The organism is Rhodoferax sp. GW822-FHT04A08 (assembly GCF_058801025.1).
In genome coordinates, this window is the sequence record NZ_JBXAMW010000001.1 from 427,347 (window position 1) to 453,581 (window position 26,235).

28 protein-coding genes are annotated in these 26,235 nt (G+C 57.2%); 18 read left to right on the plus strand and 10 right to left on the minus strand.

The window, feature by feature from the left end; translation table 11 throughout:
• Positions 1-296: 296 nt before the first annotated feature.
• Both AC1RMF_RS01985 and AC1RMF_RS01990 read right to left on the minus strand, forming a co-directional pair.
• A complete protein-coding gene (locus AC1RMF_RS01985) occupies positions 297-851 on the minus strand; it encodes a coiled-coil domain-containing protein (RefSeq protein ID WP_493139141.1) in 555 nt (184 codons plus the stop codon).
• 86 nt (positions 852-937) lie between these two features.
• Positions 938-2,152 (minus strand): acyl-CoA dehydrogenase family protein, encoded by a 1,215-nt coding sequence (locus tag AC1RMF_RS01990; protein ID WP_493139143.1) that lies wholly within the window; start codon positions 2,150-2,152, stop codon positions 938-940.
• A gap of 91 nt (positions 2,153-2,243) precedes the next feature.
• Between AC1RMF_RS01990 and cdd the strand changes: the two genes are divergently transcribed.
• The 4 genes from cdd to deoA are packed head-to-tail and all read left to right on the plus strand — an operon-like array spanning position 2,244 to position 5,688.
• Positions 2,244-2,684, plus strand: a complete 441-nt coding sequence (cdd, locus tag AC1RMF_RS01995; protein ID WP_342617834.1) for a cytidine deaminase — start codon at positions 2,244-2,246, stop codon at positions 2,682-2,684.
• A complete protein-coding gene (locus AC1RMF_RS02000) occupies positions 2,681-3,487 on the plus strand; it encodes a purine-nucleoside phosphorylase (RefSeq protein ID WP_342617833.1) in 807 nt (268 codons plus the stop codon). The genes cdd and AC1RMF_RS02000 overlap by 4 nt, the downstream gene beginning before the upstream one ends.
• Before the next feature lie 4 nt (positions 3,488-3,491).
• Entirely contained in the window at positions 3,492-4,325 is an 834-nt protein-coding gene (gene deoC / locus AC1RMF_RS02005) for a deoxyribose-phosphate aldolase (protein WP_342617832.1), read from the plus strand.
• A 13-nt stretch (positions 4,326-4,338) separates the two neighbouring features.
• The gene (deoA, locus tag AC1RMF_RS02010) at positions 4,339-5,688 is read left to right on the plus strand and encodes a thymidine phosphorylase (protein WP_493139147.1); all 1,350 of its coding nucleotides are present in this window, start codon (positions 4,339-4,341) and stop codon (positions 5,686-5,688) included.
• Here deoA and AC1RMF_RS02015 read toward each other — a convergent pair.
• Positions 5,678-6,115, minus strand: coding sequence for a universal stress protein (locus AC1RMF_RS02015; RefSeq protein ID WP_342617830.1), 438 nt, complete (start codon positions 6,113-6,115; stop codon positions 5,678-5,680). The two genes, deoA and AC1RMF_RS02015, sit on opposite strands and share 11 nt — an antisense overlap.
• A 341-nt stretch (positions 6,116-6,456) precedes the next feature.
• On the opposite strand from AC1RMF_RS02015, the gene AC1RMF_RS02020 reads away from it, so the two are divergent.
• Positions 6,457-6,825: an H-NS histone family protein gene (locus tag AC1RMF_RS02020; protein WP_342617829.1), complete on the plus strand. Its 369-nt coding sequence runs from the start codon at positions 6,457-6,459 to the stop codon at positions 6,823-6,825.
• Between the two features lie 63 nt (positions 6,826-6,888).
• Here AC1RMF_RS02020 and AC1RMF_RS02025 read toward each other — a convergent pair whose 3' ends face one another.
• From AC1RMF_RS02025 to AC1RMF_RS02035, 3 genes are read right to left on the minus strand one after another with little or no spacing between them, the layout of a single operon-like run.
• Positions 6,889-7,464: a YceI family protein gene (locus AC1RMF_RS02025; protein ID WP_493139150.1), complete on the minus strand. Its 576-nt coding sequence runs from the start codon at positions 7,462-7,464 to the stop codon at positions 6,889-6,891.
• Positions 7,465-7,515: 51 nt separating this feature from the next.
• Positions 7,516-8,091 carry a YceI family protein gene (locus tag AC1RMF_RS02030; RefSeq protein WP_493139152.1) on the minus strand — a complete coding sequence of 192 codons (576 nt, stop codon included), beginning with the start codon at positions 8,089-8,091 and terminating at the stop codon, positions 7,516-7,518.
• A gap of 28 nt (positions 8,092-8,119) precedes the next feature.
• Positions 8,120-8,680, minus strand: a complete 561-nt coding sequence (locus AC1RMF_RS02035; protein ID WP_493139154.1) for a cytochrome b — start codon at positions 8,678-8,680, stop codon at positions 8,120-8,122.
• 153 nt (positions 8,681-8,833) lie between these two features.
• Between AC1RMF_RS02035 and surE the strand changes: the two genes are divergently transcribed.
• From surE to rlmD, 5 genes are read left to right on the plus strand one after another with little or no spacing between them, the layout of a single operon-like run.
• Complete coding sequence (gene surE / locus AC1RMF_RS02040; RefSeq protein WP_342617825.1) at positions 8,834-9,598, plus strand: 5'/3'-nucleotidase SurE; 765 nt, start codon at positions 8,834-8,836, stop codon at positions 9,596-9,598.
• A 12-nt stretch (positions 9,599-9,610) separates the two neighbouring features.
• Positions 9,611-10,378, plus strand: coding sequence for a protein-L-isoaspartate(D-aspartate) O-methyltransferase (locus AC1RMF_RS02045; protein WP_493139156.1), 768 nt, complete (start codon positions 9,611-9,613; stop codon positions 10,376-10,378).
• A 19-nt stretch (positions 10,379-10,397) separates the two neighbouring features.
• Entirely contained in the window at positions 10,398-11,300 is a 903-nt protein-coding gene (locus AC1RMF_RS02050) for a peptidoglycan DD-metalloendopeptidase family protein (RefSeq protein WP_493139158.1), read from the plus strand.
• Positions 11,301-11,311: 11 nt separating this feature from the next.
• Positions 11,312-12,274: a sigma-70 family RNA polymerase sigma factor gene (locus tag AC1RMF_RS02055; protein ID WP_342617822.1), complete on the plus strand. Its 963-nt coding sequence runs from the start codon at positions 11,312-11,314 to the stop codon at positions 12,272-12,274.
• An 18-nt stretch (positions 12,275-12,292) separates the two neighbouring features.
• Positions 12,293-13,759, plus strand: coding sequence for a 23S rRNA (uracil(1939)-C(5))-methyltransferase RlmD (gene rlmD, locus AC1RMF_RS02060; RefSeq protein ID WP_493139160.1), 1,467 nt, complete (start codon positions 12,293-12,295; stop codon positions 13,757-13,759).
• Between the two features lie 40 nt (positions 13,760-13,799).
• Here the strand turns inward: rlmD and AC1RMF_RS02065 are convergent, their stop codons facing one another.
• Positions 13,800-14,249, minus strand: coding sequence for a hypothetical protein (locus AC1RMF_RS02065; RefSeq protein WP_446737940.1), 450 nt, complete (start codon positions 14,247-14,249; stop codon positions 13,800-13,802).
• A 77-nt stretch (positions 14,250-14,326) separates the two neighbouring features.
• Entirely contained in the window at positions 14,327-15,022 is a 696-nt protein-coding gene (locus AC1RMF_RS02070) for a Bax inhibitor-1/YccA family protein (protein WP_342617819.1), read from the minus strand.
• A 183-nt stretch (positions 15,023-15,205) separates the two neighbouring features.
• On the opposite strand from AC1RMF_RS02070, the gene AC1RMF_RS02075 reads away from it, so the two are divergent.
• Complete coding sequence (locus AC1RMF_RS02075; RefSeq protein ID WP_342617818.1) at positions 15,206-15,613, plus strand: GlcG/HbpS family heme-binding protein; 408 nt, start codon at positions 15,206-15,208, stop codon at positions 15,611-15,613.
• A 1-nt stretch (position 15,614) separates the two neighbouring features.
• On the opposite strand, the gene ppsR is transcribed toward AC1RMF_RS02075, so the two are convergent.
• Positions 15,615-16,436 carry a posphoenolpyruvate synthetase regulatory kinase/phosphorylase PpsR gene (gene ppsR, locus AC1RMF_RS02080; RefSeq protein ID WP_342617817.1) on the minus strand — a complete coding sequence of 274 codons (822 nt, stop codon included), beginning with the start codon at positions 16,434-16,436 and terminating at the stop codon, positions 15,615-15,617.
• Positions 16,437-16,586: 150 nt separating this feature from the next.
• On the opposite strand from ppsR, the gene ppsA reads away from it, so the two are divergent.
• The 7 genes from ppsA to dnaB all read left to right on the plus strand — a co-directional run bounded on the left by ppsA (position 16,587) and on the right by dnaB (position 24,444).
• Positions 16,587-18,977 (plus strand): phosphoenolpyruvate synthase, encoded by a 2,391-nt coding sequence (gene ppsA / locus AC1RMF_RS02085; RefSeq protein WP_342617816.1) that lies wholly within the window; start codon positions 16,587-16,589, stop codon positions 18,975-18,977.
• A 5-nt stretch (positions 18,978-18,982) separates the two neighbouring features.
• The gene (locus AC1RMF_RS02090; RefSeq protein ID WP_493139162.1) at positions 18,983-21,253 is read left to right on the plus strand and encodes a VC_2705 family sodium/solute symporter; all 2,271 of its coding nucleotides are present in this window, start codon (positions 18,983-18,985) and stop codon (positions 21,251-21,253) included.
• A 122-nt stretch (positions 21,254-21,375) separates the two neighbouring features.
• The gene (gene rpsF, locus AC1RMF_RS02095; protein WP_342617814.1) at positions 21,376-21,741 is read left to right on the plus strand and encodes a 30S ribosomal protein S6; all 366 of its coding nucleotides are present in this window, start codon (positions 21,376-21,378) and stop codon (positions 21,739-21,741) included.
• A gap of 32 nt (positions 21,742-21,773) precedes the next feature.
• Positions 21,774-22,067, plus strand: coding sequence for a primosomal replication protein N (priB, locus tag AC1RMF_RS02100; protein ID WP_493139163.1), 294 nt, complete (start codon positions 21,774-21,776; stop codon positions 22,065-22,067).
• Positions 22,068-22,084: 17 nt separating this feature from the next.
• Positions 22,085-22,366: a 30S ribosomal protein S18 gene (rpsR, locus tag AC1RMF_RS02105; RefSeq protein WP_117173696.1), complete on the plus strand. Its 282-nt coding sequence runs from the start codon at positions 22,085-22,087 to the stop codon at positions 22,364-22,366.
• A 12-nt stretch (positions 22,367-22,378) separates the two neighbouring features.
• On the plus strand, positions 22,379-22,831 hold the full coding sequence (gene rplI, locus AC1RMF_RS02110; RefSeq protein WP_493139166.1) for a 50S ribosomal protein L9: 453 nt from the start codon (positions 22,379-22,381) through the stop codon (positions 22,829-22,831).
• Positions 22,832-23,037: 206 nt separating this feature from the next.
• Positions 23,038-24,444: a replicative DNA helicase gene (gene dnaB, locus AC1RMF_RS02115; RefSeq protein WP_342617812.1), complete on the plus strand. Its 1,407-nt coding sequence runs from the start codon at positions 23,038-23,040 to the stop codon at positions 24,442-24,444.
• 27 nt (positions 24,445-24,471) lie between these two features.
• Here dnaB and AC1RMF_RS02120 read toward each other — a convergent pair whose 3' ends face one another.
• Positions 24,472-26,130: a PhoH family protein gene (locus tag AC1RMF_RS02120; RefSeq protein ID WP_493139168.1), complete on the minus strand. Its 1,659-nt coding sequence runs from the start codon at positions 26,128-26,130 to the stop codon at positions 24,472-24,474.
• Positions 26,131-26,235 lie beyond the last annotated feature (105 nt).

Below are 26,235 nucleotides of genomic sequence, written 5' to 3' on the forward strand. Positions count from 1 at the left end.
ACAAACTGTTCCACAAAACCATGCCACAATGAAACCTGCGACTTTTGGAAGTCCTTTATCCATGCGGGTTTCTAGAGGGTAGGGGGTGGATGTCTGGTTCCCCATCAGCCACCCCAGTGTTAATTGAAAAAGCCCACTATCAATCGATAGTGGGCTTTTTTGTTCTGCGATGCCTGCATCAGGCAGGTTTTGCGCATCTCGGCACCAGGGCTATTCTTCGAAGACACTGCAACATCAACGTACAGTGCCTCCCAGGCAACCAAAAAAGCATCAAGACGACGCGTGCCCGTAGCGCCTTACTTGGATGCGGGCAAGCTGCGGCGCAGTTCGTCGAATTGCCGCTGCAGCTGCTCCAGCAGACGTTTGATTTGCTGGTTGTCCTGTTTGAGTGCCTCGACTTCGCTCGCCAGTGATACAGCTGGAGCCTTTGCCGCAGGTTCGGATGCTGGCGCAACGGGAATCACCACTGGCTGTGTCGCAGGAGCTGCGGCAGGAGTCGCAGCGACTGGTGCCTGCACTTCCGCCGGGGCCTTGCGTGTCAACACGTATTGCGTACCCACGCAGTTGCAGGGGGTGTTGGCGTAGTCTTTCAGCAGGCTTTGTTTGGAACTCGAAACTACCTCCCAGTCCCCTTTTTTTGCATCATCCAGGCAACTGGGCTTGAGAAAGGGGCCGCAGGTGTGCACCGAGGTTTCGCATAGGTAGATGTCGTTGCTGTCGCGCTTGCGAAGCAACTCGACTGAGCTTGCGCAAAACGCCGTCTTCTGTTCCAGCTTTGGCGCTTGCGCTTGAGCCGCTTGGTGCATTGTCAGAAGGGCCACCAGCAGGGGCGCAAAGGTTTGAATCTTCATGTGTTAGCTCCGATATTGAACTGGCGATTATCGGACTAACGGCATGTGGTTGGATGCTCCGTACACCTGATGCAGTTCACGCCGCCTCAATGGCCAGATCCCAGCTCCCGAATCACCTGCTTGCCCAACGCCATCATGTGCACCTGGTCCGGGCCGTCCGCGATGCGGCACCAGCGTGCATAGTTGAAGGCTTCAGCCAGAAAATAGTCTTCCGTCAGGCCGCCTGCGCCATGCATCTGAATGGCCATGTCTATGACTTCCGAGCCCAATTGCGGCACCATGATCTTGGCCATGGCGATCAGGTCCATGGCGGCCTTGTTGCCTTCGCTGTCCATATTGTTGGCAGCACGCAATGTGAGCAGACGGCACATTTCCACTTTGGACGCCATGAGCGCAATGCTCTCGCGTACCGAACCTTGCTCGCTCAGCTTCTTGCCAAATACAGTGCGGCTGGTGATGCGTTGGCAGGCGGTTTCCAGGGCGCGTTGGGCGGCCCCGATCACACGCATGCAATGGTGGATACGTCCCGGCCCCAGGCGGCCCTGCGCGATCTCGAAACCGCGGCCTTCACCCAGCAGGATATTGGACTTGGGGACGCGCACACCATCAAAGACCACCTCGGCGTGGCCGTGTGGTTCTTCCCAGTAGCCCATGGTGCTCAGGGGGCGAACGATGGTCAGTCCCGGCGTATCGCGCTCCACCAGAATCTGCGATTGCTGGATATGGCGGTTGGGATTGTCGGGATCGGTCTTGCCCATCACGATGAAGATCTTGCAGGCCTCGTTCATGGCACCGGTGGCAAACCATTTGCGTCCATTGATCACGTAGTCGTTGCCGTCGGCACGGATGGACAGTTCCACGTTGGTGGCGTCGCTGGAGCCTACAGCGGGCTCGGTCATCAGATAGGCCGAGCGAATTTCACCGGCCAGCAAGGGCGTGAGCCATTTCGCCTGCTGTTCGGGCGTGCCGTATCGTGCGAACACTTCCATGTTCCCGGTGTCCGGTGCGCTGCAGTTGAACACCTCGGATGCCCAAAATACGCGGCCCATGATTTCGGCCAAAGGTGCGTATTCCACATTGGTGAGCCCGCAGCCGCCATGCTCGTGACCGGGCATGAACAGGTTCCACAAACCCTGGGCACGCGCCTTGGCCTTGAGTTCCTGCATCAGTGAGGGCGCAGTCCATCGTGCGTTGGCAAGTTGCTCCTTGAATCGATGTTCATTGGGCAGCACATGTTCCTGCATGAACGTGCCCAGCTTTTGCTGCAATTCTTTTACCCGGGGTGAATGTTCAAAGTCCACGATGTACTCCTGTCAAAGCATGTCGAGAAGATAGCGGCATTTGATGGAATTTCGCGTCGCTTTGGAGACCCCGGCAGCTATCATGGTTGTCATGACGAATTCGAACAGGCATGAGGTGCAGTTGTCGGCGGAGCAGATTCAATCGCTCTGGTCGGCGGCGCGCTCCGCGCAGTCCAAGGCCTACGCGCCGTATTCGCGCTACCAGGTTGGCGTGGCTTTGCTGGATGAAAACGGTGACATCCATAGCGGCTGCAATGTGGAGAATGCCGCATATCCGCAAGGATGGTGTGCCGAGGCCAGCGCGCTCAGCGCTATGGTGATGGCGGGTGCCAGTCGGGTGAGCGCGGTTCTGCTGGTGGGTAGCGGCAGTGCCTGGGTTACGCCGTGCGGCGGCTGTCGTCAGAAGCTACGTGAATTTGCTGGTCCGGACACGCCAATCTACTCGGCAAGTGCACAGACGCTGGGGCCCGTGCATACCTTGGGGCAATTGCTGCCACACAGCTTCGGTCCGGACCAATTGGACTCGGTATGACGAACGACGCGCTGAAGATCGTGGCGCAGCGTGCGCCGGGATTCGTGCCCACTGTAGCGGTGGTGCTGGGCAGTGGTTGGAACACCCTGACGGACTATCTGGAGCGGCCGGTTCGGATCGCCTATGCGGACTTGCCAGGATTCCCCCAGGCCGGGGTAGCCGGACATGGCGGAGAACTGTGGCTGGGCAGCTTGGGAAGCCATGCAGTTGCCGTGATGAGCGGACGCAAGCATGGCTACGAGACAGGCGCTGTGGATGCCATGCATGCGCCTTTGCAGGCTTTGCAGGCCTTGGGGTGCCGGGTGCTGGTGCAGACCAACGCTGCGGGCAGTTTGCGCGCCGGAATGCCGCCACACAGCTTGATGCTCATCAATGATCACATCAACCTGCCGCAGCGCTCACCCTTGGTGGGGCAAACGGGTTCACAACGCTTTGTGGACATGATGAAGGCTTATGACCCGGTCCTGTTGGCGCAGGCTTTGAAGCTGGCGCAGGAGCAGGGCGTATCTCTGCATAGCGGCATCTATGCATGGGCTTTTGGACCGCAATTTGAAACGCCTGCTGAAATACGTATGCTGGCCCAATTGGGCGCAGACGCAGTCGGCATGAGCACGGTGCCTGAAACCATTTTGGCGCGCTATTTGGGAATGCGGGTTTTGGCACTGTCGATGATTACCAATATGGGGGCAGGGCTCTCAGACGAGCATTTGAGCCACGCCCATACCTTGAGTCAGGCCGCCGCTGCCAGCAGTGGGGCGAGTGAGCTTCTGGCCCATATCGTTGGAAATCTTGTATTTGAGTGAAATGATGTCTACCACCAAAAAAATCGTGTCCGTTGTGACGCAGGCAGCCAATTCGCTGGACGCGCCGGGCCAGTCATTGGCAAATACGCGACTGGCGCTGTCCTGCCTGGACCTGACCAGCTTGAATGAGGCAGACACCGAATCTGACATCGCGACCCTGTGCAGTCGGGCGCAGAGCCGATTTGGGCCTGTCGCAGCCGTTTGTGTATGGCCACGTCTGGCCGCCTTTGCGCGAAAGCAATTGCCGGCGCATATCGCGGTGGCGGCGGTCGCCAACTTTCCGGACGGAAGTGCAGACCTGCAGCGCGTTCTGGCCGAGATTGGCGAGATTGTTCAGAGTGGTGCGCAAGAAGTGGACTTGGTAATTCCCTTTGGGCATTTGCTGGCCGGCAATGACGCGGTGGCGGTTTCGCTGCTTTCGGCTGCGCGCAAGGCCAGTGAGGGTTTACGATTGAAGGTGATTCTGGAAACTGGCGCCCTGGTTGGAGGCGCGCACATTCTGCGAGCCTCGCGCCTGAGCCTGGCGGCTGGCGCGGATTTTCTGAAAACCAGTACGGGCAAGACCAAAGTCAGTGCAACACCCGAAGCGGCACGCGTCATGCTGGGAGCCATTGCGGCGGACCCCGCTGCCGCATCACGTGTGGGTTTCAAGGCTTCGGGGGGGATACGCACAGTGGCTGACGCCGCGCTGTACATCGCTTTGACGAAGGAATTTCTGGGCGCGGATGCAATCACTCCGCAGCGCTTCCGTATAGGGGCGAGCAGCCTTCTGGCGGATATTGAGTCGGTGCTGACGGGCGACGCACCGGCTGTGCAGGCGCTCCAGGGCAGCTACTGAAAGCGCGAACAGCATGCTGGCCCAGGAGGTGATTCGCCGCAAGCGTGATGGGCTGGCTTTGAGCGAGGCCGAAATAGACATGTTCGTTGCAGGTCTGGTCAGCGGCGCCTGGAGCGAAGGTCAGTGCGCCGCAATGGCCATGGCCATTTTGTTGCTAGGAATGTCGGCCAAGGAGACGGTTGCCCTCACCAAGGCCATGACCCGATCCGGTCAGGTCATGGATTGGAGTGGACTGGATCTGTCAGGTCCGGTGTTGGACAAACATTCCAGTGGTGGCGTGGGCGACAAGGTGAGCCTGATGCTGGCACCCATTGTTGCGGCCTGTGGGGGGTATGTGCCCATGGTTTCCGGACGAGGGCTCGGACATACCGGAGGCACGCTGGACAAGCTGGAGAGCATCCCCGGCTACCAGATTGCACCGGACACCGAGCTCCTGCGCAAAACTGTGCAGACCGCAGGGTGCGCCATCGTGGGACAAAGTGCCGATCTTGCTCCCGCCGACCGGCGCCTGTATGCCATACGGGACGTTACTGCAACGGTCGAGTCCACGGCGCTCATCACCGCGAGCATTCTCTCCAAGAAGCTCGCGGCTGGTCTGCAGGGCCTTGTCATGGATGTCAAGGTAGGCAACGGTGCCTTTGCTTCGACAATGGAACAAGCCCGGGAGTTGGCGCATTCGCTGGTACACGTGGCAAATGGCGCAGGCTTGCCCACACGGGCCTGGATCACTGACATGAACCAGGTGCTGGGTGACAGTTGTGGCAATGCGTTGGAGGTGCGGGAGGCCGTGGAGTTTCTTGCCGGCGCGAGGCAGGAGCCGCGTCTGCTGGAAGTGACGCTGGCACTTGGCACGGAACTGCTTCAGCTCGGTGGGCTGGCAAAGGACGGTGACCATGGCCTGCGCTTGGCTGGCGACGCATTGCATAGCGGGCGTGCCTTGCAGCACTTTGGGCGCATGGTCCATGCGTTGGGCGGGCCAGCAGATTTCTGTGAACGCTACACCAGCTATTTGTCGGCTGCACCCGTGCAACAAATAGTAAAGGCTCCGCGTGCGGGGTGGGTACAGGCCATGCAAACGCGTGATATTGGTCTCATTGTCATAGCGTTGGGCGGTGGCCGACAACGGGTCATCGATCGTATTGACGCTCGGGTGGGACTGTCCGACATGGTTCAGCTCGGTCAGCACGTGGAGGTCGGCGACACCCTGGCAGTTGTCCACGCAGCAGACGCTTCCGCAGCCCTGGAAGCGCAACAGAACCTGCTGGGTTTGATTGAAATTGGTGATCAGCCCCTCACACCACGGTCTCCCATGGTGGAGCGCGTGGGCGAAGGGGTTGAAGCCGCGCTACGACTCAATTGGTAATCACACACAGTACGCTGCAAGGCGCATGTTCGATCAACGCGCCCGATACGGACCCGCGCCACCAGCGTGCCGCCCAGCTATCCAGGTGTTTGTGGCCGACGACGATCAGATCTGCATGCGCCTTGCGTGCAAATTCGGAAATTTCGTGCACGGTTTCGCCTGTAAGCAACTGGCCTTGGGCTTGGTAGCCCGCTTGCACCATGCGAGCAAGTCCGTCGTCCAGAATGGTCTGAAAGCGTTGCTTGTCACGTTCGGCAATCTCCGGAATGTAAATGCTGCCGTCGTAACCTGCCAGATTGGCGGGGGAGGGCATGACAGCCACCAGCCACACCTCAGCATGACTCCATTGTGCAATTTCCTTACTCTCCAACAGAGCACGCTGCCCGGCTTCGGTGCCATCGTAGGCCAGCAGAATTGATTTATACATGGCTAAAACCTCCAGGTTCGGACCATGGTAGTCGGGCACACCCGGTGTGACAAGTGCCTTATGTCAATATTTCCCGGTCTTTAATTGACTTGTCGGAAGTTTTATATCGAAAGGATTTAATAAACGTACGGACATTGATAATTCGCTTGAACTGGTTTTCTGGAGGTCATCTGTACGTCGAAAGATGACTGGGAATTGCTGCACTGCAATAGAGAGAATGTCAAATAATAGGTATAACAAATTGAAGAAAGATACTCCTAACTATTTACTGTCTTTATTAAATGGTGGTACATTTCCCCTTCAGTGGAGTTGATTCTGCTGAACCTTTGATACCCCTTTCATTGTTGGAAAAATACATAATGTCTAAACTGATCGATCTGCAAAGCCAAATTGCCAGCTTGCAAAAGCAGGCTGAAGAGATTCGTGCCAAGGAATTCGAGGCAACGATTATTGAAATCCGTCAAAAAATGGCTGCTTTCGGAATTACTGTGAAAGACTTGCAGTCCGCCAAGGTCAAGGCAAAGCCCGGACGCAAGGCCAAGGCTGCTTCCGACAAGCCCGCCAAGGTCAAGAAGGCTACCGCTGCGGTGGCTGCCAAGTACCGTGGTCCGAATGGTGAGACATGGTCTGGCCGTGGATTGACCCCCAAATGGCTGGCCACGCTAATCGCGCAAGGTCAGACCAAAGAACAGTTTCTTATTGCCGCTTAAGGTCAATACGTAAAAAGCCTCGCTGCTTTTCGGCAGCGAGGCTTTTTTTATTTGGGTCAGGTATTACTGCTTGATGCCTTCAACCTGGATCACCAGACGGACATCCTTGGGAAAGCCCCAGTCAATACCGTAAGCCATGCCGAATTGGGTACGGTCGATGGTGGTTTCAAAGTCACCACCACAGGTTTCGCGCTTGACCATAGGGTTCACATAGCAATTGAACTGGTTGGCCTTGAGGGTGACGGGTTGGGTCTTGCCCAGCAACGTCAGGTTGCCGCTGATCTGGCTGACCTTGTCACCATTGAAGGTGAACTTGTCGCCTACAAACTTGATGGTGGGGTACTTGGCAGCGTCAAACAAATCTGCGCTTTGCAGATGTTTGTTGAAGGCGTCAAAGCCGGTGTTGATCGATGTAACGTCGATGGTCACGTCCACCTTGCCAGTCTTTCCGGCCTTGTCGAGTTGCGCGGTGCCTTCCTTCTTGTCGAAGCGACCGCGGTTGGTCGAAGTGCCGAAGTGGCCGATTTCAAACGTCACGTAGGTGTGCGCTGGATCGAACGCATATGTGGCGATTTCTGCATGTGCGACGCTGGAGAGCAAGGCAGTTGCTGCAGCAAGGGCCAAAATGGTCTTGTTCATTAAAAATACTCCTGAGACTAGTGGTTGGGAAAAGGAAATGAGGAATTTGGTTTAGAGCTTGCCCATGCCGCTGACGACGAGCTTGAATTTGACTTGTACGTCGTCTGCCACCATGGAGGTGTCGGCCCACTCGTTTTCGCCAATCTTGAAGTTCAGACGCTTAATCGTGAACTGTCCGGTGGCAGTGGTTGCGCCGTTGGCCTGAGTCAAAGCGACGGGAATCTCAACGTCCTTGGCGTTGCCCTTGATGGTCAGCTTGCCGTTGATCTGGAACTTGCCGCCACCCAGGCTCTTCACGCTTGAAGACTGGAACGTGGCTTGCGGAAACTTGGCAATATTGAACCAGGTTGCCTTGGGAAGCTCCGCATCGGATTCGGGGGCACCCAGAGTTGCGCTACCGGTATCGACGGTGAACGCGATCTTGGCTGTTTCGGGCTTGGTGGTATCGAAGCTGATCTGGGCGTCAAACTTCTTGAAGTGGCCTTCGAGCGGTACGCCCATTTGCTTGGTTGTGAAAGCAATATCGCTTTGGGCAGGAATCAGCTTTTGTTGTGCAAAGGCACTGCCGCCTGCAAGTAAGCCAGCAAATGCCAGCGATATCAGTGTGAGGGTGGAGCGAGGTTTCATGGTCATTTCCAGGTAATTGGGGAGAGACTTAACTGCGCAAGGACATGCGCTGGAGCAGGCCATCCCGGTCGACAAAGTGATGCTTTAGTGCGGCTCCCACATGTACGACCACCAAAGCGGCTATGGCGTAGGCGCTGAATTTGTGCCAGGGTTTGAGCAATTCGGCCAACTCTTTGCTCGGTGACACAAAGTCGGGCAACGGGAACTGACCGAATAGCACCACAGGAAAGCCCGTGGCAGAGGTATATGCCCAACCCACAAGGGGAACAACGAAAAACAGTGCGTATAGAGCGACATGTGTTGCCTTGTGCGCCCACAACTGCCAACCGGGCATGGAAATTTCAATGGAGGCAGGCAGGGGCGGCGTAGCATGCGTCAGTCGCCAGAGTAGGCGAAATGCAGATAAGGCCAGGATGCTGATGCCAGCCCATTTATGCCAGTTGAAGAGCTTCAGACGCTGTGGCGAAAATGGCAAGTCGGCCATATACAAACCAAAGCAAAAGATAGCAACTAATGCAATAGCCAGCAGCCAATGCAAAATAATTGACAAGTGGTTGTAACGTTTGGTTGCAATTGATTCGGAACGCATGATGAAAGTCTAAGGTTCAAACGATTGCCAATATTTGCTTCAAATTGTTGACTAGGTTGCAATTTTTTGAATGAAAGCAAATGGAGCCCGCCAATGCCTTCAGACCCACAATGGGATACCCAGACCTACAATCAGGGTGAATAACTGCACACCATGAAAATTCTCATTTCCAACGACGATGGCTTTCAGGCGGCCGGCTTAGTGGCTTTATACGAGGCGCTCAAAGACGTCGCCCAGGTCGAGGTCATTGCCCCTGAGGTCAATAACAGTGCCAAATCGAACGCACTGACCCTGCATTCACCCCTTTACGTGCACACCGCATCAAACGGATTCCGCTATGTGAATGGCACTCCGGCAGATTGTGTGCACCTGGCCTTGTCCGGCGTGCTTGATTACAGACCGGATCTGGTCGTGTCCGGCATCAACAATGGCGCCAACATGGGGGATGACACCATTTACTCCGGTACCGTGGGCGCAGCCATGGAGGGCTATCTGTTCGGAGTTCCCGCGATCGCTTTTTCCCAAGTGCAGCGTGAATGGCTGCATTTGGAAAGCGCGGCGCGCAAGGCCCGGGAGCTGGTACTGGGAATGCAACAACAGCAACTGATTGGCTCCAAACCTTGGCTGCTCAATGTGAACATTCCCAACCTTCCATACGAGCAGATCGGACGCACCAAACTGTGTCGTCTGGGGCGTAGGCATGCAGCAGAGAAAGCCATCACCCAGGTCAATCCACGCGGTGAAACCATGTATTGGATAGGTGCTGCTGGTGGCGCGATGGACGATGCGGAGGGGACGGACTTTCACGCCACGGCAACCGGGCATGTGGCTATCACGCCTTTGCAGGTGGATCTGACGGACCATGCCAACCTGGGCTACTGGGCCCAGACTGCTGCGCGCCTGCAAGGCAGCGCTTGACCACCGACAGGAATGAAGCAAAGACCCTCATTCCCCGCGCGGCTGAATCCGTCGCCGCCAGCTACCAAGCCCGCCTCGAAAGGTTCGGGTTCCAATCCAACCGTCCCGGGCCGCCCGCAAGGGTTGGGTATGGATTCCGCGGCGCACCGCCAGCGCATGGTCCAACTCTTGCAAAGGCAAGGAGTGCAAGACAGCGCCGTTTTGAGCGCCATGGGCACGGTGGAGCGCCACCGCTTTGTGGACAGCGCATTGGTCAATCAAGCTTACGAAGACACCAGTCTGCCCATTGGGTTGGGGCAGACCATTTCCAAGCCGGGTGTGGTGTCGCGCATGATCGAGCTGCTGCGCAATGGGGCGCAGGGGCAACTTGGAAGGATTTTGGAGATTGGCACAGGATGTGGCTACCAGGCTGCCGTGCTGAGTTTGCTGGCGAGCGAGGTTTACAGCATCGAGCGTTTGCGCGGCTTGCATGACAAGGCACGCGAAAACCTGCGCCCAATGAGGTTGCCCAATGTGCATTTGCTTTTTGGTGACGGCATGGTGGGCTATGCCAAGGGTGGGCCCTATGCAGGCATCATTTCCGCAGCAGGTGGTGAGGCGGTGCCACCGGCCTGGGTCGACCAACTGGCAGTGGGCGGACGATTGGTTGCGCCGGTCGTGAGTGGTCATGGCAAGCCGGGAGGGCAGTCGCTGCTGGTATTGGACAAGACCGCAGTGGGGATACGGCAAACCATTCTGGAGGCTGTGCACTTTGTCCCTCTAAAATCAGGCGTTGCCTAGAACTAGCAAGAAAGTGTTTATGTCCCGTATCTTGAATCGTGCAGTTGTTTTGGGTGCAGTCGTGTCGCTACTCAGTCTGGCTGGTTGCGGCTCCAGCCCCATGAACCGTGCACCGGTGGAGGATAGGGGTGCGTCCACATCTTCCGCGCCAACCGTTGCGACCGCCGTCAAGCCGCCGCCGGGCTTTGAAAACGCAGGCAAGCCTGGTTACTACACCGTCAAACCTGGCGACACACTGATTCGCATCGGTCTGGATTCTGGGCAGAGCAACAAGGACATTGCGCGCTGGAACAATCTGGACAATCCCAATCACATCGAGGTGGGGCAGGTGCTGCGTGTGGTGCCGCCCACCGGTGAAGCGGTGGTAGTGACCAAGCCGGTGACCACCGGTGCCGTGACCACCACGCCCATTGCCACACCAGCCGCGGCCGCAGCATCGGCTGCGGCTTCTGCACCGGCCAAGCCTGCTTCTGCGCCTACTGCAGCGCCAAGCACTGCCAAGGCTGCCTCGGCGCCAGCATCAGCAGTTGCCCCGGCGGCAGCCGGCAGCGACGAGGATCTGGCATGGATCTGGCCGGCCAAGGGGGCCGTGGTCGGCGAATTTGACGAAGCCAAGAACAAGGGCGTTGATATCTCCGGCGCTGCGGGTGACCCGGTGCTGGCCTCGGCAGACGGCAAGGTGGTGTATGCCGGGGCCGGATTGCGCGGTTATGGCAATCTGATCATTCTCAAGCACAACAATACTTTTCTTACTGCATATGCACACAACCAGAGCTTGCTGGTGAAGGAAGACCAGGTGGTCAAGAAGGGGCAGAAGATTGCAGAGATGGGCAATAGCGACGCTGACAAGGTCAAGCTGCATTTCGAAGTCCGTCGCCAGGGCAAGCCGGTGGATCCTCTCAAATACCTGCCAGCCAAGTGATGGTGTGAGCCATGAAAAAGGACATTCAGGAGCTTTTGAATCCCTTGAATGATTCCTTGGATGGGGAATCACCAGTCGATACTGAACTGGTCAGGGATGTTTTGGAGCTGCATGCGGGCGATGAGTCTGCAGATGCGCTGTCTGTCTACCTGCGCGGTGTGCGCAGGGCTAAATTGTTTACTGCAGAAGAAGAGCTGGAAACAGCGCGTCGCGTAAAGGCTGGCGACTTTGCGGCGCGGCAAAGCATGATTGAACATAATCTGCGGCTGGTGATCAGCATTGCCAAAGCCTATGCAGGACGTGGTGTTCCACTGGTTGACCTGATCGAAGAGGGCAATCTGGGCCTGATGCACGCCATTGACAAGTTTGAACCCGAACGCGGGTTTCGCTTTTCCACCTATGCAACCTGGTGGATACGCCAGTCAGTGGATAGAGCTCTGATGTACCAGGGGCGTGCAGTGCGCCTGCCGGTCAACATCGTTCGGGAAGTCCATCAGGTGCTGCGCGCCAAGCGTCTGCTTGAGAATGACGCGTCCCTGGTATCCCAGCGCCCTGATGGCATTCGCAACGATGACATTGCCGCTTTGCTGGGCACAGAGGCGGCCCACGTGGGCGAGTTGCTGGCGATGGCAGAGACACCGCGATCCCTGGATGCCAGCATGGACCCGCAAGGCCAGGACCAAAGCCTGGGAGATCTGCTGGTGGACGAACTGACGCTCGGCCCGGAGCACCTGACCCAGGCCCACGAAGTTGATAGGCTGCTGACGGAATGGGTGGGCACACTGGTCCCACGTGAACGCGAGATCATAGAGTCGCGCTTCGGATTGCATGATACCGACGCGCAAACACTGGAAGTCATCAGCGAGCGTCTCGGCATGACCAAGGAGCGCGTGCGTCAGGTGCAGAACGAGGCGCTGTTCAAGCTCAAGCGACTCCTCTCCCGGCGCGGCATCAGCCGGGATGCGTTGATGTAACCCTGAGACAATCGGGGGATGGAAGAAACCACCACTCCCCCAATTGTTGAAGCGCAGCTTCCCGATGGCTGGCTTGCCGTCAAATCCCTGGACCTGGAAGCCCAGGGCGTTGCCCACAAACCCGATGGAAAGGTCGTCTTCATCGAAGGCGCCTTGCCTTTTGAAACGGTCAGTGCACGCATCAACCGCAGCAAAAGCAGCTTTGAAAAAGGCACGCTGAGCGAGATTCACAAGGAGTCTTCACAGCGTGTTAGACCCGTCTGCCCTCATTTCGGTCTGCACGAAGGTGCTTGCGGCGGCTGCAAGATGCAACATCTGCACATTGGTGCACAGGTCGCTGTCAAACAGCGGGTACTGGAGGATAACCTGTGGCACATCGGGAAGGTTAAGGCGGGTAACGTCATGCGTCCGATCGAAGGTCCAACCTGGGGTTACCGCTATCGCGCACGTCTGTCGGTGCGGTACGTGCGCAAGAAGGGCTCCGTATTGATCGGTTTTCACGAGCGCAAAAGCCATTTTGTCGCAGACATGAAGGAGTGCCACGTTCTGCCTGCCAAGGTCAGCGCCTTGTTGATGCCGTTGCGCGGGTTGATCGCATCGATGGATGCCGTCCAGACCTTGCCGCAGATTGAGCTCGCAGTGGGTGATTTGCCGGGTGCGGAAGGGCAAGGTGCCGTCATGGCATTGGTGTTGCGGCACATGGAGGCCCTAAGTCATACCGACAAGGAAAGACTGCGCGACTTTGCCGCAGCGCATCCCGGCGTGCAGTGGTGGCTGCAGGCCAAAGGGCCGGACACCATCGTGCGACTGGATGAGCGGGCTGGACACGAAACTCCGACATTGGCCTACCACTTGCCCGAGTTCGGCATCACCATGCCCTTTAGGCCCACGGACTTTACACAGGTGAACCCGTTCATCAACAGAACACTGGTGGTGCGTGCGTTGGCCCTGCTCGGCGTACAAAAGCATGAGCGCGTCATTGACTGGTTCTGCGGCTTGGGAAACTTCACGCTCGCGTTGGCGCGTCAGGCACGAGAGGTTCTTGGGGTAGAGGGGGCAGAGTCACTGGTCGCCCGATCTCGCGAAAATTACAGCTTCAATGCGGCAACCGCAGGCGTACAACCGGCCCTGGCGCCGACCCGCTTTGTGGCCCGCAATTTGTTCGAAATGACGCCCGAGATGCTCAGCTCGGATGGCGTATCCGACAAGTGGCTGGTGGATCCCCCCAGGGAGGGCGCCTTTGCCTTGGTCCAGGCGCTGGCTGCTCTGCGCTCATCCGATGGTGGGGCAGCTGCCGGTGACGCTTCAGCCTGGACGCCACCGAAGCGCATCGTCTATGTAAGCTGCAATCCCGCTACCTTGGCGCGCGATGCTGGCGTACTGGTGACCGAGGCAGGTTATCGCTGTACAGCTGCTGGTGTGATCAATATGTTTCCGCATACGGCACACGTTGAGAGCATTGCGGTATTTGACCTGTTGAGCTGAACGCTAACCGAGGGCCGGGATTGGGCCTTCGGACGCGCTTCTAGCCCTTTTCAGCGGCTTTGGTTTCTGCGGGTTTGGGTTTTGCTTTTGTCTTGCTTTCGGCCGCGTCTTTCTTGTTCTTCGGCTCGGATACGACTTCCTCGCCAGCGGCCACGGGGGGAACCGGTTCGGCTTTCACGCCTTTGGGTTCCACACCTTCAATCTTGTTTTCCCGCATGTACTGATCCATCTCCTTCCATCCACTGAAGATGGCGGCTTTGGACGCCTTTTCATTCATGGCATAGCAGTCCTCGATGTTGCGCATGCCATAGCGGCAGGCGCTGCCAATCGCTTTGGCATCAGCCTCTTTCTGAATGGCTTTCGGGTCAGCCAATAGCTGGTCTATCAGATCGCAGCCAGTCAAAAGAAGGGTCAATGCCAGTAGAAGGGAGCGTGCAATCATGGGAAAAGCCAATAGGACATAACTGTTTATCGACGTGCGTGCGGTCAAGTTGAGGATAGCGCCATATTCTTAAGCAGTAAAAAGGGCCCGTAAAGGGCCCCTTTTATACAATCGTGTCCGATCGATCAGTCGCGCTCGCCGCCAAAGATGCCCAGCAATGCAAGCAGGTTCTGGAAGACGTTGATGATATCCAGATACAAGGCCAGAGTGGCCGTGATGTAGTTGGTTTCGCCACCGTCAATGATGCGCTTGATGTCGTACAACATGTAGGCGCTGAAAATGCCGATGGCCGCAACTGATACCACGAGCATACCGGTGCTGGAGCCAACAAACAGATTGATCAGGCTGCCAACCATCAGCACGACCAAGCCGACAAACAACCACTTGCCCAAGCCCGACAGATCGCGTTTGATGACGCTGGCCAAGCTGGCCATGACCAGAAACACACCTGCAGTACCACCGAAGGCCGTCATGATGAGCTCAGGGCCATTGCGGAAGCCCAAAGTCAATTCAATCATGCGCGAGAGCATCAACCCCATGAAAAAGGTGAATCCCAGCAAGACCGGCACGCCAGCCGCTGAATTCTTAGTCTTCTCAATGGCGAAAATGAAGCCAAAGGCCATGACCAGGAACAAGATCATGCCCAGCCCGCCAGTGAACAACTGGCCAATACCCGAGGCCACACCCACCCATGCACCCAGCACCGTGGGCACCATGCTCAGTGCCAGCAGCCAATAGGTATTGCGCAGCACCTTGTTGCGCTGTTCTGCGGATATGCCGTAGCCAAAGCTGGAGCCCAGCGTGGTATAGCGATCAGTCATAGTCAATCTCCTGGTAAAAAACCTACGTGGTAGGTGCGGCAATTTTAGGCTTTATCAAGGTCTGTGCCGGTAAAGAAAGCACCATTGCACCGATTTCTTGTAGGGCTGATGTGCCTTTGGACACCGTAATGGCGGGGCAGGGTGCAGTTATGCTTGCCGTTTTGCACAGAATCTGGACTTGTCATGAAATCAAAATACGTACTGGAAGCCGCCGAAGTCAAAGCCATCGCCGCCGCCGCGGAGGCCGAAGCGCAGAAAAACAACTGGGCTGTCACCATTTGTATTGTGGATGATGGGGGGCACATGCTGTGGCTGCAACGTCTGGATGGGGCTGCGCCTGTGTCCGCTCATATTGCTCCGGGAAAGGCCCAAACGGCGGCCATGGGTCGACGTGAAAGCAAGGCTTATGAGGACATGATCAATGGCGGGCGTGTTTCCTTCCTCAGTGCCCCAGGCTTAGACGGCATGCTCGAGGGTGGTGTGCCGATCATCAAGGACGGACAATGCCTGGGCGCCGTTGGGGTCAGCGGCGTGAAGTCCACTGAGGATGCGCAAATCGCCAAGGCCGGTATTGCGGCAATCGGCCTCTAATTCAATAGGCCAGTCGGCCCGGGTGGATTTCCTGAAGAATCGTTGTGGCGATCTCTTCGATCGACTTGGTCGTTGTGGACAGTGAGCGGATGCCGGCCCGGCGCATCATGGCTTCCGCTTCGTTGACCTCCATGCGGCAGTTCTCCAGAGAAGCGTAGCGGGAGTTGGGCCGTCGCTCTTGTCGGATTTCGCTTAGGCGTTCAGGCTGAATCGTCAATCCGAACAACTTGCCCTTGTGCGGTACTAATGCCGGCGGCAACTGGCGTCGGTCGAAATCTTCCGGAATCAGAGGGTAGTTGGAAGCCTTGAGCCCATATTGCATGGCCAGGTACAGAGAAGTTGGTGTCTTTCCGCTGCGGCTCACGCCGACCAGAATCACGTCGGACATCTCCAGGTCCCGGTTCAATTGACCGTCGTCATGGGCCAGAGAGAAGTTGATCGCCTCAATGCGGTCGTTGTATTCCTTGCTTTTGCTGGCGTCGCTGAAACGCCCAATGCGGTGATTGGACTTGATGCCCAACTCGTTCTCCAACGGATGCACAAACGTCCCGAACATGTCCAGAAGCATGCCGTTGCAATGCTCCTCAATGACCTTGAGGACCTCCATGTTCACCAGGGTGCTGAATACGATGGGGCGATTGCCGTCAACCAGTGCCGCATGGTTGATCTGTCGCGTTGCCTGATGCGCCTTGTCCACGGTATCGATGAATGGAAGGCGTACATGGTGTGCCTTTGTCTCGAATTGGGCCAGGATGGCGTTTCCGAACGTTTCAGCGGTGATACCGGTTCCGTCGGAGACAAAAAATACAGTGCGTTGTGGCATGGTGGACGAAATTGAGGTTGGGGCAGGGGCGGCGCCCTACAATGCTGGCAATTTAGCGCATTTTGCACGGTCTACGCGCACAGAACTCCAACAATATAGCGTGCGGTGCAAAGGCGGCTCACACCGGTTTTTAAACTCTGGAGCATTGCTATGTCGAACCTTTTTAGCCCAACCGATCTGGTTGTCCCGTTTGAGCATTTGCGCATGACCGATGTCGCATCGGTTGGCGGCAAAAACGCCAGTTTGGGGGAGATGATCTCCCAACTGCCGCAAGGTGTAAGGGTCCCCACGGGATTTGCCACCACCGCGCATGCCTTTCGCGAATTCCTGAAATTTGACAATCTGGACAAGCGTATCAGCGATCGTCTGGCGAAGCTGGACATCGAGGACGTGCGCGCACTGGCTGTGGCCGGAGCGGAAATTCGCGCCATGCTGGAGGCTCAACCCTTCCCACCAGAACTGGAAAAGGGCATCCGCGACGCATTCGCGGTACTGAGCGCAGGCAACGACAAGGCATCTTTTGCCGTGCGTTCTTCTGCCACAGCCGAAGATCTGCCAGACGCATCATTTGCCGGCCAGCAGGAGACCTTCCTGAACGTGATGGGCATTGAAGAAGTGCTGCACAAGATTCGTGAAGTGTTCGCCTCCCTCTACAACGACCGTGCCATCAGCTACCGGGTTCACAAGGGTTTTGCCCACGACGTAGTGGCGCTCAGTGCTGGCGTGCAACGTATGGTGCGCTCGGACATCGGCGCGTCAGGTGTCATGTTCACGATCGATACCGAGTCCGGTTTTTCCGATGTGGTGTTCATCACCTCCAGCTACGGTCTGGGCGAAACGGTGGTGCAGGGCGCAGTGAATCCGGACGAGTTTTACGTGCACAAACCCATGCTCCGTGCGGGCAAAAGGGCCATCATCCGGCGTAGCCTGGGCTCCAAATTGCTGCAGATGGAGTTCTCCACGCCCGAAGAAAAGGCCGCGACGGGCAAGCTGATCAAGACCATCGACGTGCCGACCGAAATGCGCAACCGGTATTCCCTGACGGATGCCGATGTAGAGCAACTGGCTAAGTACGCCCTGGTTATCGAGGAGCACTATGGCCGTCCCATGGACATCGAATGGGGTAAAGATGGCCTGGACGGTCTGCTCTACATCCTCCAGGCGCGTCCGGAGACCGTGAAGAGCCAGACCAGTGACAAGGTGGAACACCGCTACAAGCTCAAGGGCCGGGGAACTGTCCTGGTGGAAGGGCGTGCCATTGGCCAAAAGATCGGAACTGGTCCAGTGCGCATCGTGCACAGCATTGCAGACATGGACCAGGTTCAGGCCGGGGACATTCTGGTGACCGACATGACCGACCCTAACTGGGAGCCGGTGATGAAGCGTGCTTCTGCAATCGTGACCAATCGTGGCGGGCGCACCTGTCATGCCGCCATCATTGCGCGTGAGCTGGGTATTCCTGCTGTAGTGGGTTGTGGACATGCCACCGAAACCCTCAAGGACTCTACGCTGGTGACCGTGAGCTGCGCGGAAGGTGACACCGGTTTTGTTTATGACGGCCTGTTGGAAACCGAAGTATCGGAAGTACAGCGCGGTGAAATGCCTGACATTCCCGTGAAGATCATGATGAATGTGGGCAATCCCCAGTTGGCATTTGATTTCTGCCAGTTGCCCAATCAAGGCGTGGGCTTGGCCCGTCTGGAATTCATCATCAACAACAACATTGGCGTGCACCCCAAAGCGATCCTGGACTATCCCAATGTGGATGCGGACCTCAAGAAGGCAGTGGAGTCGGTGGCACGGGGCCATGCCTCACCCAAGGCGTTTTACGTGGACCGAGTCGCCGAAGGGGTAGCAACCATTGCCGCCGCGTTCTGGCCCAAGCCGGTCATCGTGCGTCTGTCGGACTTCAAGAGCAATGAATACCGCAAGCTGATCGGTGGCAGCCGCTACGAGCCGGAAGAAGAGAACCCCATGCTGGGCTTCCGCGGTGCGGCGCGCTATGTCAGTGAGGAGTTCGGCGAAGCCTTTGCCATGGAGTGCGAGGCGCTCAAGCGCGTACGAAATGACATGGGATTGACCAATGTGCAGGTGATGGTGCCCTTCGTGCGCACCCTTGGCCAAGCAGAGAAGGTCACGACCCTGATGGCCAAGCATGGTTTGCGCAGAGGGGAAAACGAACTCAAGCTGATCATGATGTGCGAAATCCCCAGCAACGCGCTGCTGGCTGATCAGTTCCTGGAGTATTTTGATGGCTTCTCCATTGGATCTAACGACCTGACCCAACTGTCATTAGGCCTGGACCGTGATTCGGGTCTGGAGGTGCTGGCTGCAGACTTCGATGAGCGTGATCCTGCGGTGAAGGCCCTGATTTCCATGGCGATTTCTGCATGCAAGCGCCAGGGCAAATATGTGGGCATTTGCGGTCAGGGGCCCAGTGATCATCCAGACTTTGCCCATTGGCTCAAGGATCAGGGCATTTCCTCCATTTCCCTGAATCCGGACTCCGTCATCGCTACCTGGCAACAGCTCGCCGTTTGATGTCCATGGCGTTTCCACGTCGGCAGTGGCCCTTGCATGCGGGGCTGTTGCTGGTGTGGTTCGCCTCATCCTTCGGGGTGGTCTTCTTTGCCCGCGATCTCCAGCAGGTTTTTGCTGGCTGGCCCGTAGCATTCTGGTTCGCTGCGCAGGGATCCCTACTGGTCTTCATTGCCATCGTGGTGATCTTTGCGCGTGCCAGCAACCAGCGTGACCCAGTTGATCCGGAGTTCGATCAGATCGCCTTTCGTCAGCGTACCCGCAAATACCACTGGCGCTTTGCGCTGGTGGTTGCGGGAATTCTTGCGCTGCTGTTGGTGTTGGCTTTCGCCGAGCGTATGGGCATGCACAAGGCCTGGATTGCCGGCATCTTCCTTTCGTGCACGCTGGTGTTGTATTCCGTCATCGGAGTGTATGGCCGCACCTCGGAGGCCAGTGAATATTACGTTGCGGGTCGGCGCATTCCGGGGCTGTACAACGGGATGGCAACGGCTGCTGATTGGATGAGTGCGGCGTCCTTCATCAGTCTGGCGGGAGGGCTGTATCTGCAGGGCTTTTCCGGTTACGGCGGGCAACCGGGTGGTCTCGCCTACATCATGGGTTGGACCGGAGGTTTCTGTCTGGTGTCGTTGCTTGTGGCGCCGTATCTGCGGCGCTTGAACCTTTACACCGTACCCGACTACTTTGCAAAACGCTACGGTGGCCGATGGCCGCGCATGATCGCTGCCATGGCCGCAGTGGTTGTGTCCTTTACCTATGTCGTGGCACAGATCTACGGCGTGGGCTTGATCACTTCGCGTATCACGGGCGTGCACTTTGAAATAGGCATTCTGCTGGGCCTGGGAGGCGTTCTGGTGTGCTCCTTCCTCGGAGGCATGCGCGCGGTGACCTGGACGCAGGCTGTTCAGTATTGGGTGATGATCCTGGCGTTTTTGATTCCGGTTTCCTGGCTGGCGTACAAGCAGGTCGGAAATCCTCTTGCTCCGATTGCATACGGGCAACAACTGCAGAAGATCGCCACACTGGAGCAAGATCTGGTGGATTCGCCTTTGGAGCGACAAGTCATTACAGAATATGCCAAGCGAGCGGATCAGCTTGAAAAGAAGCTGCAGAACGTGGAGCAGTCGCTGCGCCAGGAACGGCAGGAAATCCGTAACAAGCTCAATGCCATGGGCAGTAAGGCAGACGACGATGCGGCTAATCAGTTGCGCCACGATCTGGCTGCTCTTCCGAGAGATGCGTCGGTTGCCCGCGAACGCTGGAGCAATCAGGCATCTGACTATCGCGAACGGTCTAAGCCTTTAGGCGGGCTGGCGCGACACCAATTACCGTTTGAAGGTGACCCTGATGGCTCTGCCGAGCAGCAAAGCATCTTTGACAGCTCGCGCCTGAACTTCCTGGCACTGATGTTCTGTCTGATGGTGGGAACGGCTGGTTTGCCCCACTTGCTGACCCGCTACTACACGACGCCGACGGTGGCGGAAACGCGCCGCTCAGTAGCCTGGTCCTTGGTATTTATCGCACTGCTTTACGTTTCCGCGCCAGCGCTGGCGGTATTGGTGAAATACGAGGTTATGGCTCATCTGGTGGGTCAGCAGTTTGACGCGCTACCCGCATGGATGGCCCAATGGTCGCGCGATCCTTCGCTGTTGAGTTATTCCGACGTCAACGGGGACGGCATCCTGCAATTTGCCGAGTTGAAGATCGGCCCTGACCTGGTGATGCTGGCATCGCCGGAAATCAGTGGTTTGCCCTATGTGGTTTCGGTATTGGTTGCCGCTGGTGGCCTTGCGGCTGCCTTGTCTACCGCGGACGGGCTGTTGCTTACCATCGGCAACGCCTTGGCGCACGACGTGTATTTCAAGGGTGACAGCAGCAAGGCGCAGGCTATGCGCAGAGTCATGTGGTCCAAGTTCGCGTTGTTGGTGGTTGCATTGATTGCCGCCTATGTGGCGGCGCAACGTCCGGCCGGCATCCTGTATCTGGTAGCTGCCTCCTTTTCATTGGCCGGCGCTGCATTTGTGCCAGCCATGGTTCTTGGCATCTTCTGGCGCCGTGCAACGCGGGTTGGCGCAATTGGAGGCATGTTGACCGGATTGGCGGTCACCATTTATTACATGCTGATCAATCAGGCGGGTGTGCGTCAACATCTGGGACTGGACGGGAGTGGTTTGTGGATGGGGATTCAACCCGTATCGGCAGGGGTGTTTGGCTTTATGGCCGGTTTGTTGGTCACTGTAGTCTTGAGCCTTGTTTCCACACCCGAAGCCTCGGACTGAGGCTGATTTGGCCAGTCCCGTGCTTCTGGGTTATAATCGTCGGCTTCGCCTTGCTGCACCCTGTTTAGACGCCGGGGGTAGCTTTTCCGACCCGCATGCCGGGGTATCCACAAGGAGTATCAATGCGTCATTATGAAATCATCCTCATGATCCACCCGGATCAGAGCGAACAAGTTCCCGCTATGCTGGAGCGTTACAAGGGCATGATCACCGCTGGCGGTGGCAAGGTGCACCGTGTTGAAGACTGGGGCCGTCGTCAGATGGTTTACATGATCAACAAGCTGGCCAAGGCCCATTACCTGTGCATCAACATCGAAGCCGATCAGGCTGTGATGTCCGAACTGGAACATGCGTTCAAGTTCAACGATGCCGTGTTGCGTCACCTGACGGTTCTGAAGAAGAAGGCTGAAACCGGTCCTTCCTCCATGATGAAGACCGTGGAGCGCGAAGAAACACGTAAGGCCCAACAAGCCGAGTACCAAGCCTGATCCTGAAAAATCGATTCTTTTCCCGTTAAGGAGTGCAAGCCAATTCACTGGAACTGAGTGCCGGTATCGCAGAGGTCGAACCCATGCGTTACACACCGGCAGGACTGCCAGCCCTGAACTGCAGACTCGAACATGAGTCTCAGGTTGAAGAGGCCGGTGGAATCAGAACCGTGAAAGTCGCCATTAAGGCGGTGGCCTTTGGAGCACTGGCAGAACGGCTTGCAAAGCAGGCAGTTGGTAGCCAGTGGCAATTCAAGGGTTTTTTGGCAAATGCGCGACAGGGAAAGTCAGTCGTTTTTCACATTCAAGATTTTTTGCAAGATTAATTTTTTAGGAGTCCATCATGCCCGGACCAAAACGTTTCAACAAAGACAAGCGCCCCAAGCGCAACACCCAATCGCTGCTGTTCAAGCGCAAGCGCTTCTGCCGCTTTACCGTGACCGGCGTCGAAGAGATCGACTACAAGGACATCGACACGCTGCGTGATTTCATTGCTGAAAACGGCAAGATTATTCCCGCACGCCTGACCGGCACCCGCGCTATTTTCCAGCGCCAACTGAACACCGCTATCAAGCGCGCGCGTTTCCTCGCGTTGCTGCCTTACAGCGACCAGCACAAGATCTAAGGAGTACGACCCATGCAAATCATTCTGCTCGACAAGGTCGTGAACCTCGGTAACCTCGGCGAAATCGTCAAGGTCAAGGACGGCTACGCCCGCAACTTCCTGATTCCTTCTGGCCGTGCTCGTCGCGCTACTGAAGCTGCCAAGGCTGAGTTCGAAGCCCGCCGCGCTGAGCTGGAAAAAGCTGCTGCTGCCAAGCTGGCTGAAGCCCAAGCCCTGGGTGAAAAGCTGGCTGGCACCGCCATCAAGCTAACCCAAAAAGCTGGCGTGGATGGACGACTTTTCGGCTCCGTGACCAACTTTGACATCGCTGAGGAGCTGTCCAAGAACGGTTACAAGGTTGCCAAGTCCCACGTGCGTATGCCCAACGGCCCGATCAAGGTCATTGGCGACAGCACCGTGAGCGTGGCTCTGCACACGGACGTGGTGGTAGATATCACCGTTTCCGTGTACGGCGAAACCGCCTAAGTCGTAACCACTAGCTCAGCCTGCTTGCAGGTGGGGCCGGTTGATACAAAAGCCGCCGGGCTCGCCCTGCGGCTTTTGTTTTTGTGGATCGACTTATCCACCGATGTACACAGTTTGTGCACAGAATCTCCATTAGGTTATACCCAGCCAAACCTCTCGACGCACGCCGATTAGAACCGTAGCATCAAGGGTTACAAGGAATATTCATGTCAGCCGTCATTTCCCCGTTTGATGAATACGGACAGGACCGTCAAGTAGCACAGCTGCGGATTCCACCGCACTCCATTGAAGGCGAGTCCAGCGTTTTGGGTGGTCTGTTGCTGGATAATACGGCGTGGGACCGGGTGGGCGACATTTTGTCCGACAGTGATTTTTACCGGTACGAGCATCGCCTCATCTACGCCGCCATCGGCGTGCTGGTGAATGGGAACAAGCCGGCAGACGTGATCACCGTTTTCGAGCATCTGCAAAGCCAAGGCAAGGCGGAGGAAACGGGCGGGCTGGCCTACCTGAATTCGTTGGCGCAGTACGTACCGAGCGCCAGCAATATCCGCCGCTACGCCGAGATCGTGCGTGATCGTTCCATCTTGCGCAAGCTGGTGACTGCTAGCGACGAAATTGCTACCAATGCCTTCAATCCGCAGGGCAGGGCGGTCTCGCAAATCGTGGACGAGTCCGAACAGAAGATCTTCAACATCGGGGAGCAGGGCAAGCGCAACAAACAGGGATTTCAGGCCATGGAATCCCTGGTGGTCAATTTGCTGGACCGTGTGCAGGAAATGGCCGACAACCCGAATGACGTGACGGGAGTGCGAACCGGCTTCTACGATTTTGACCGCATGACGGCTGGTTTGCAGCCGGGTGATCTGATCGTGCTGGCAGCGCGTCCCTCCATGGGCAAGACGGCATTGGCCATCAATATCGCAGAACACGTGGCACTCAATGAGGGACTACCTGTTGCAGTGTTCTCCATGGAAATGGGTGCAGCGCAGTTGGCGGTTCGTATCGTTGGCTCCATTGGTCGAATCGACCAGGGGCATTTGCGTACCGGCAAGCTGACTGACGAGGAGTGGCCACGTCTTTCCGAGGCCATTGAACGCTTGCGGACCATCTCATTGCACATTGACGAGAGCCCTGGTCTGAACTCCAGTGAGGTGCGGGCCAACGCGCGGCGGCTGTCGCGCCAGTATGGGCAACTGGGCCTGATCGTGGTGGACTACTTGCAATTGATGAGTGGTAACGGCGGCAGCGACAGTGAAAACCGTGCAACCGAGCTCGGGGAAATATCCCGAGGACTCAAGATGCTGGCGCGTGAGCTCAAGTGCCCGGTCATTGCTTTGTCCCAGCTCAACCGCAGTGTGGAGCAGCGCCCGGACAAACGCCCCATGATGAGTGACTTGCGCGAGTCAGGCGCTATCGAGCAGGATGCCGACATCATCATGTTCATTTACCGTGACGAGTACTACACCAAGGAGGCCTGCAAGGAGCCTGGCGTGGCGGAAGTCATCATTGCCAAGCAGCGTAACGGCCCAACCGGCACGGTCAAGCTCGCATTCCTGCGCCACATCACCAAATTCGAGAATCTGGCGGCCGGAGGCGGTGGGGACTACTGAGCCCCCACGCCTGGCCCATAACCTGTTTTAAAGCACTTCGCTGGCAAAGTCGGCAAGGCGGGAGCGCTCACCGCGCGCCAGCGTGATGTGCCCACCGTGCGGCCAACCCTTGAAACGGTCCACGGCAAACGTCAAGCCAGAAGAGCCTTCAGTTAGATAGGGTGTATCAATCTGCGCCAGATTGCCCATGCAGATGATCTTGGTGCCGGGGCCGGCACGGGTGATCAACGTTTTCATTTGCTTGGGCGTCAGGTTTTGCGCCTCGTCAATGATCACGTATTTGTTTAGGAAGGTGCGTCCCCGCATGAAGTTCATGCTCTTGATCTTGATGCGGCTGCGGATCAGTTCATTGGTTGCCGCACGCCCCCATTCGCCGGCACTGGTATCGGTCTTGCCCAACACTTCCAGGTTATCATCCAGCGCGCCCATCCAGGGCCCCATCTTCTCTTCTTCTGTGCCAGGCAGAAAGCCGATGTCCTCACCCACACTCACCGTGGCACGGGTGACGATGATCTCGGTATAGCGGCGGTCATCCAGCACCTGGGTCAGGCCGGCAGCCAAAGCCATCAGCGTCTTGCCGGTGCCGGCAGTGCCGGTTAGTGTCACGAAGTCCACTTCGGGGTCCGTCAGTAGATTCATCGCGAAGTTCTGCTCGCGGTTGCGCGTGGTGACACCCCACACCGCATTCTTGAGGTGGTTGAAGTCTTTCAAGGTCTTCAGCACGGCCGTGGTGCCGCGAATTTCGGTCACACGCGCATACAGACTGGGCTCCCCGGGAGACTCAAAGTACACAAACTGGTTGATCATCATGCTGGGCACTGAAGGACCGTCCACCTTGTAGAAGGTGTGCTGGCCTTGCTGCCAGCTCTCCACGCTTTGGCCATGCGTTGCCCAGAAGTCGCTGGGCAGTGCCAGCGCGCCAGAGTACAGCAGGTCTCCATCTTCCAGTGTCTTGTCATTCTGGTAGTCGTCAGTTGCCAGACCCAGTGCACGTGCCTTGACGCGCATGTTGATGTCCTTGGAAACCAGAACGACTTCACGCGGGGCGAACTTCTTGCGCAGAGCCTCAACAACACCCAGGATCTGGTTGTCGGCCTTGCCTTGTGGCAGGCTGGTAGGCAGTGCATAGTCCAGCGGCTGTGTCTGAAACAGCAGCTTGCCACGGGCATCACGATTGCCCGTGCTGGCCAGTTTGAAGCCAGCCGTGATGTCGGCGCCAGGTGCGCCCGCAAGCGTGTCGAGCGTGCGGCTGGTCTGACGGGCGTTGCGCGCAACTTCCGTCATCCCCTTTTTGTGCGCATCCAGCTCTTCGAGCACGATCATGGGCAGGTAGATGTCGTGTTCTTCAAAGCGGAACAGGCACATCGGGTCATGCAGCAAGACGTTGGTGTCCAGCACAAACAGTTTGGCCGGACCCGTCTCCGTGCGCCTTGTCTTGCGCGTGGTCGTAGTGGTTTTTCCGGCAGTTGTCTTGGCAGCTTTTGCTTCAGCCGGTGCAGGTTCAGGCGAGAGGAACCGCGGGCTCTCCTTGGCCACTGGTTTGATGATGGGAATCACTACGCCCACGGGCTCTGCAGCCGCAGCGGTAGCGGCTTTGCGTTGCGGTCGGCTGGTGCGCTCTGAGGCATCAAAAGCTTTGGCAGGCAGGCGGTCAGCACGTTTGGAAGGGGCGGGGGGCAAGGGCATGTAGTGTGGCTCGCGAAGGAAGGTTGATGAAAAACAGATGCCGCAGAAGTGAAAAAGCCACCTTGAGCCAAGGTGGCTTTTTTAGGGAGCGCGGTTGCAGGAATC

Excerpts from the sequence above, each read along its gene's own strand:
- AC1RMF_RS01985 (WP_493139141.1), bottom strand. The coding sequence starts at position 851 with ATGAAGATTCAAACCTTTGCGCCCCTGCTGGTGGCCCTTCTGACAATG.
- cdd (WP_342617834.1), top strand. The coding sequence starts at position 2,244 with ATGACGAATTCGAACAGGCATGAGGTGCAGTTGTCGGCGGAGCAGATT.
- AC1RMF_RS02000 (WP_342617833.1), top strand. The coding sequence starts at position 2,681 with ATGACGAACGACGCGCTGAAGATCGTGGCGCAGCGTGCGCCGGGATTC.
- deoC (WP_342617832.1), top strand. The coding sequence starts at position 3,492 with ATGTCTACCACCAAAAAAATCGTGTCCGTTGTGACGCAGGCAGCCAAT.
- deoA (WP_493139147.1), top strand. The coding sequence starts at position 4,339 with ATGCTGGCCCAGGAGGTGATTCGCCGCAAGCGTGATGGGCTGGCTTTG.
- AC1RMF_RS02015 (WP_342617830.1), bottom strand. The coding sequence starts at position 6,115 with ATGTATAAATCAATTCTGCTGGCCTACGATGGCACCGAAGCCGGGCAG.
- AC1RMF_RS02025 (WP_493139150.1), bottom strand. The coding sequence starts at position 7,464 with ATGAACAAGACCATTTTGGCCCTTGCTGCAGCAACTGCCTTGCTCTCC.
- AC1RMF_RS02030 (WP_493139152.1), bottom strand. The coding sequence starts at position 8,091 with ATGAAACCTCGCTCCACCCTCACACTGATATCGCTGGCATTTGCTGGC.
- AC1RMF_RS02035 (WP_493139154.1), bottom strand. The coding sequence starts at position 8,680 with ATGCGTTCCGAATCAATTGCAACCAAACGTTACAACCACTTGTCAATT.
- surE (WP_342617825.1), top strand. The coding sequence starts at position 8,834 with ATGAAAATTCTCATTTCCAACGACGATGGCTTTCAGGCGGCCGGCTTA.
- AC1RMF_RS02045 (WP_493139156.1), top strand. The coding sequence starts at position 9,611 with ATGAAGCAAAGACCCTCATTCCCCGCGCGGCTGAATCCGTCGCCGCCA.
- AC1RMF_RS02050 (WP_493139158.1), top strand. The coding sequence starts at position 10,398 with ATGTCCCGTATCTTGAATCGTGCAGTTGTTTTGGGTGCAGTCGTGTCG.
- AC1RMF_RS02055 (WP_342617822.1), top strand. The coding sequence starts at position 11,312 with ATGAAAAAGGACATTCAGGAGCTTTTGAATCCCTTGAATGATTCCTTG.
- rlmD (WP_493139160.1), top strand. The coding sequence starts at position 12,293 with ATGGAAGAAACCACCACTCCCCCAATTGTTGAAGCGCAGCTTCCCGAT.
- AC1RMF_RS02070 (WP_342617819.1), bottom strand. The coding sequence starts at position 15,022 with ATGACTGATCGCTATACCACGCTGGGCTCCAGCTTTGGCTACGGCATA.
- AC1RMF_RS02075 (WP_342617818.1), top strand. The coding sequence starts at position 15,206 with ATGAAATCAAAATACGTACTGGAAGCCGCCGAAGTCAAAGCCATCGCC.
- ppsR (WP_342617817.1), bottom strand. The coding sequence starts at position 16,436 with ATGCCACAACGCACTGTATTTTTTGTCTCCGACGGAACCGGTATCACC.
- ppsA (WP_342617816.1), top strand. The coding sequence starts at position 16,587 with ATGTCGAACCTTTTTAGCCCAACCGATCTGGTTGTCCCGTTTGAGCAT.
- AC1RMF_RS02090 (WP_493139162.1), top strand. The coding sequence starts at position 18,983 with ATGGCGTTTCCACGTCGGCAGTGGCCCTTGCATGCGGGGCTGTTGCTG.
- rpsF (WP_342617814.1), top strand. The coding sequence starts at position 21,376 with ATGCGTCATTATGAAATCATCCTCATGATCCACCCGGATCAGAGCGAA.
- rpsR (WP_117173696.1), top strand. The coding sequence starts at position 22,085 with ATGCCCGGACCAAAACGTTTCAACAAAGACAAGCGCCCCAAGCGCAAC.
- rplI (WP_493139166.1), top strand. The coding sequence starts at position 22,379 with ATGCAAATCATTCTGCTCGACAAGGTCGTGAACCTCGGTAACCTCGGC.
- dnaB (WP_342617812.1), top strand. The coding sequence starts at position 23,038 with ATGTCAGCCGTCATTTCCCCGTTTGATGAATACGGACAGGACCGTCAA.
- AC1RMF_RS02120 (WP_493139168.1), bottom strand. The coding sequence starts at position 26,130 with ATGCCCTTGCCCCCCGCCCCTTCCAAACGTGCTGACCGCCTGCCTGCC.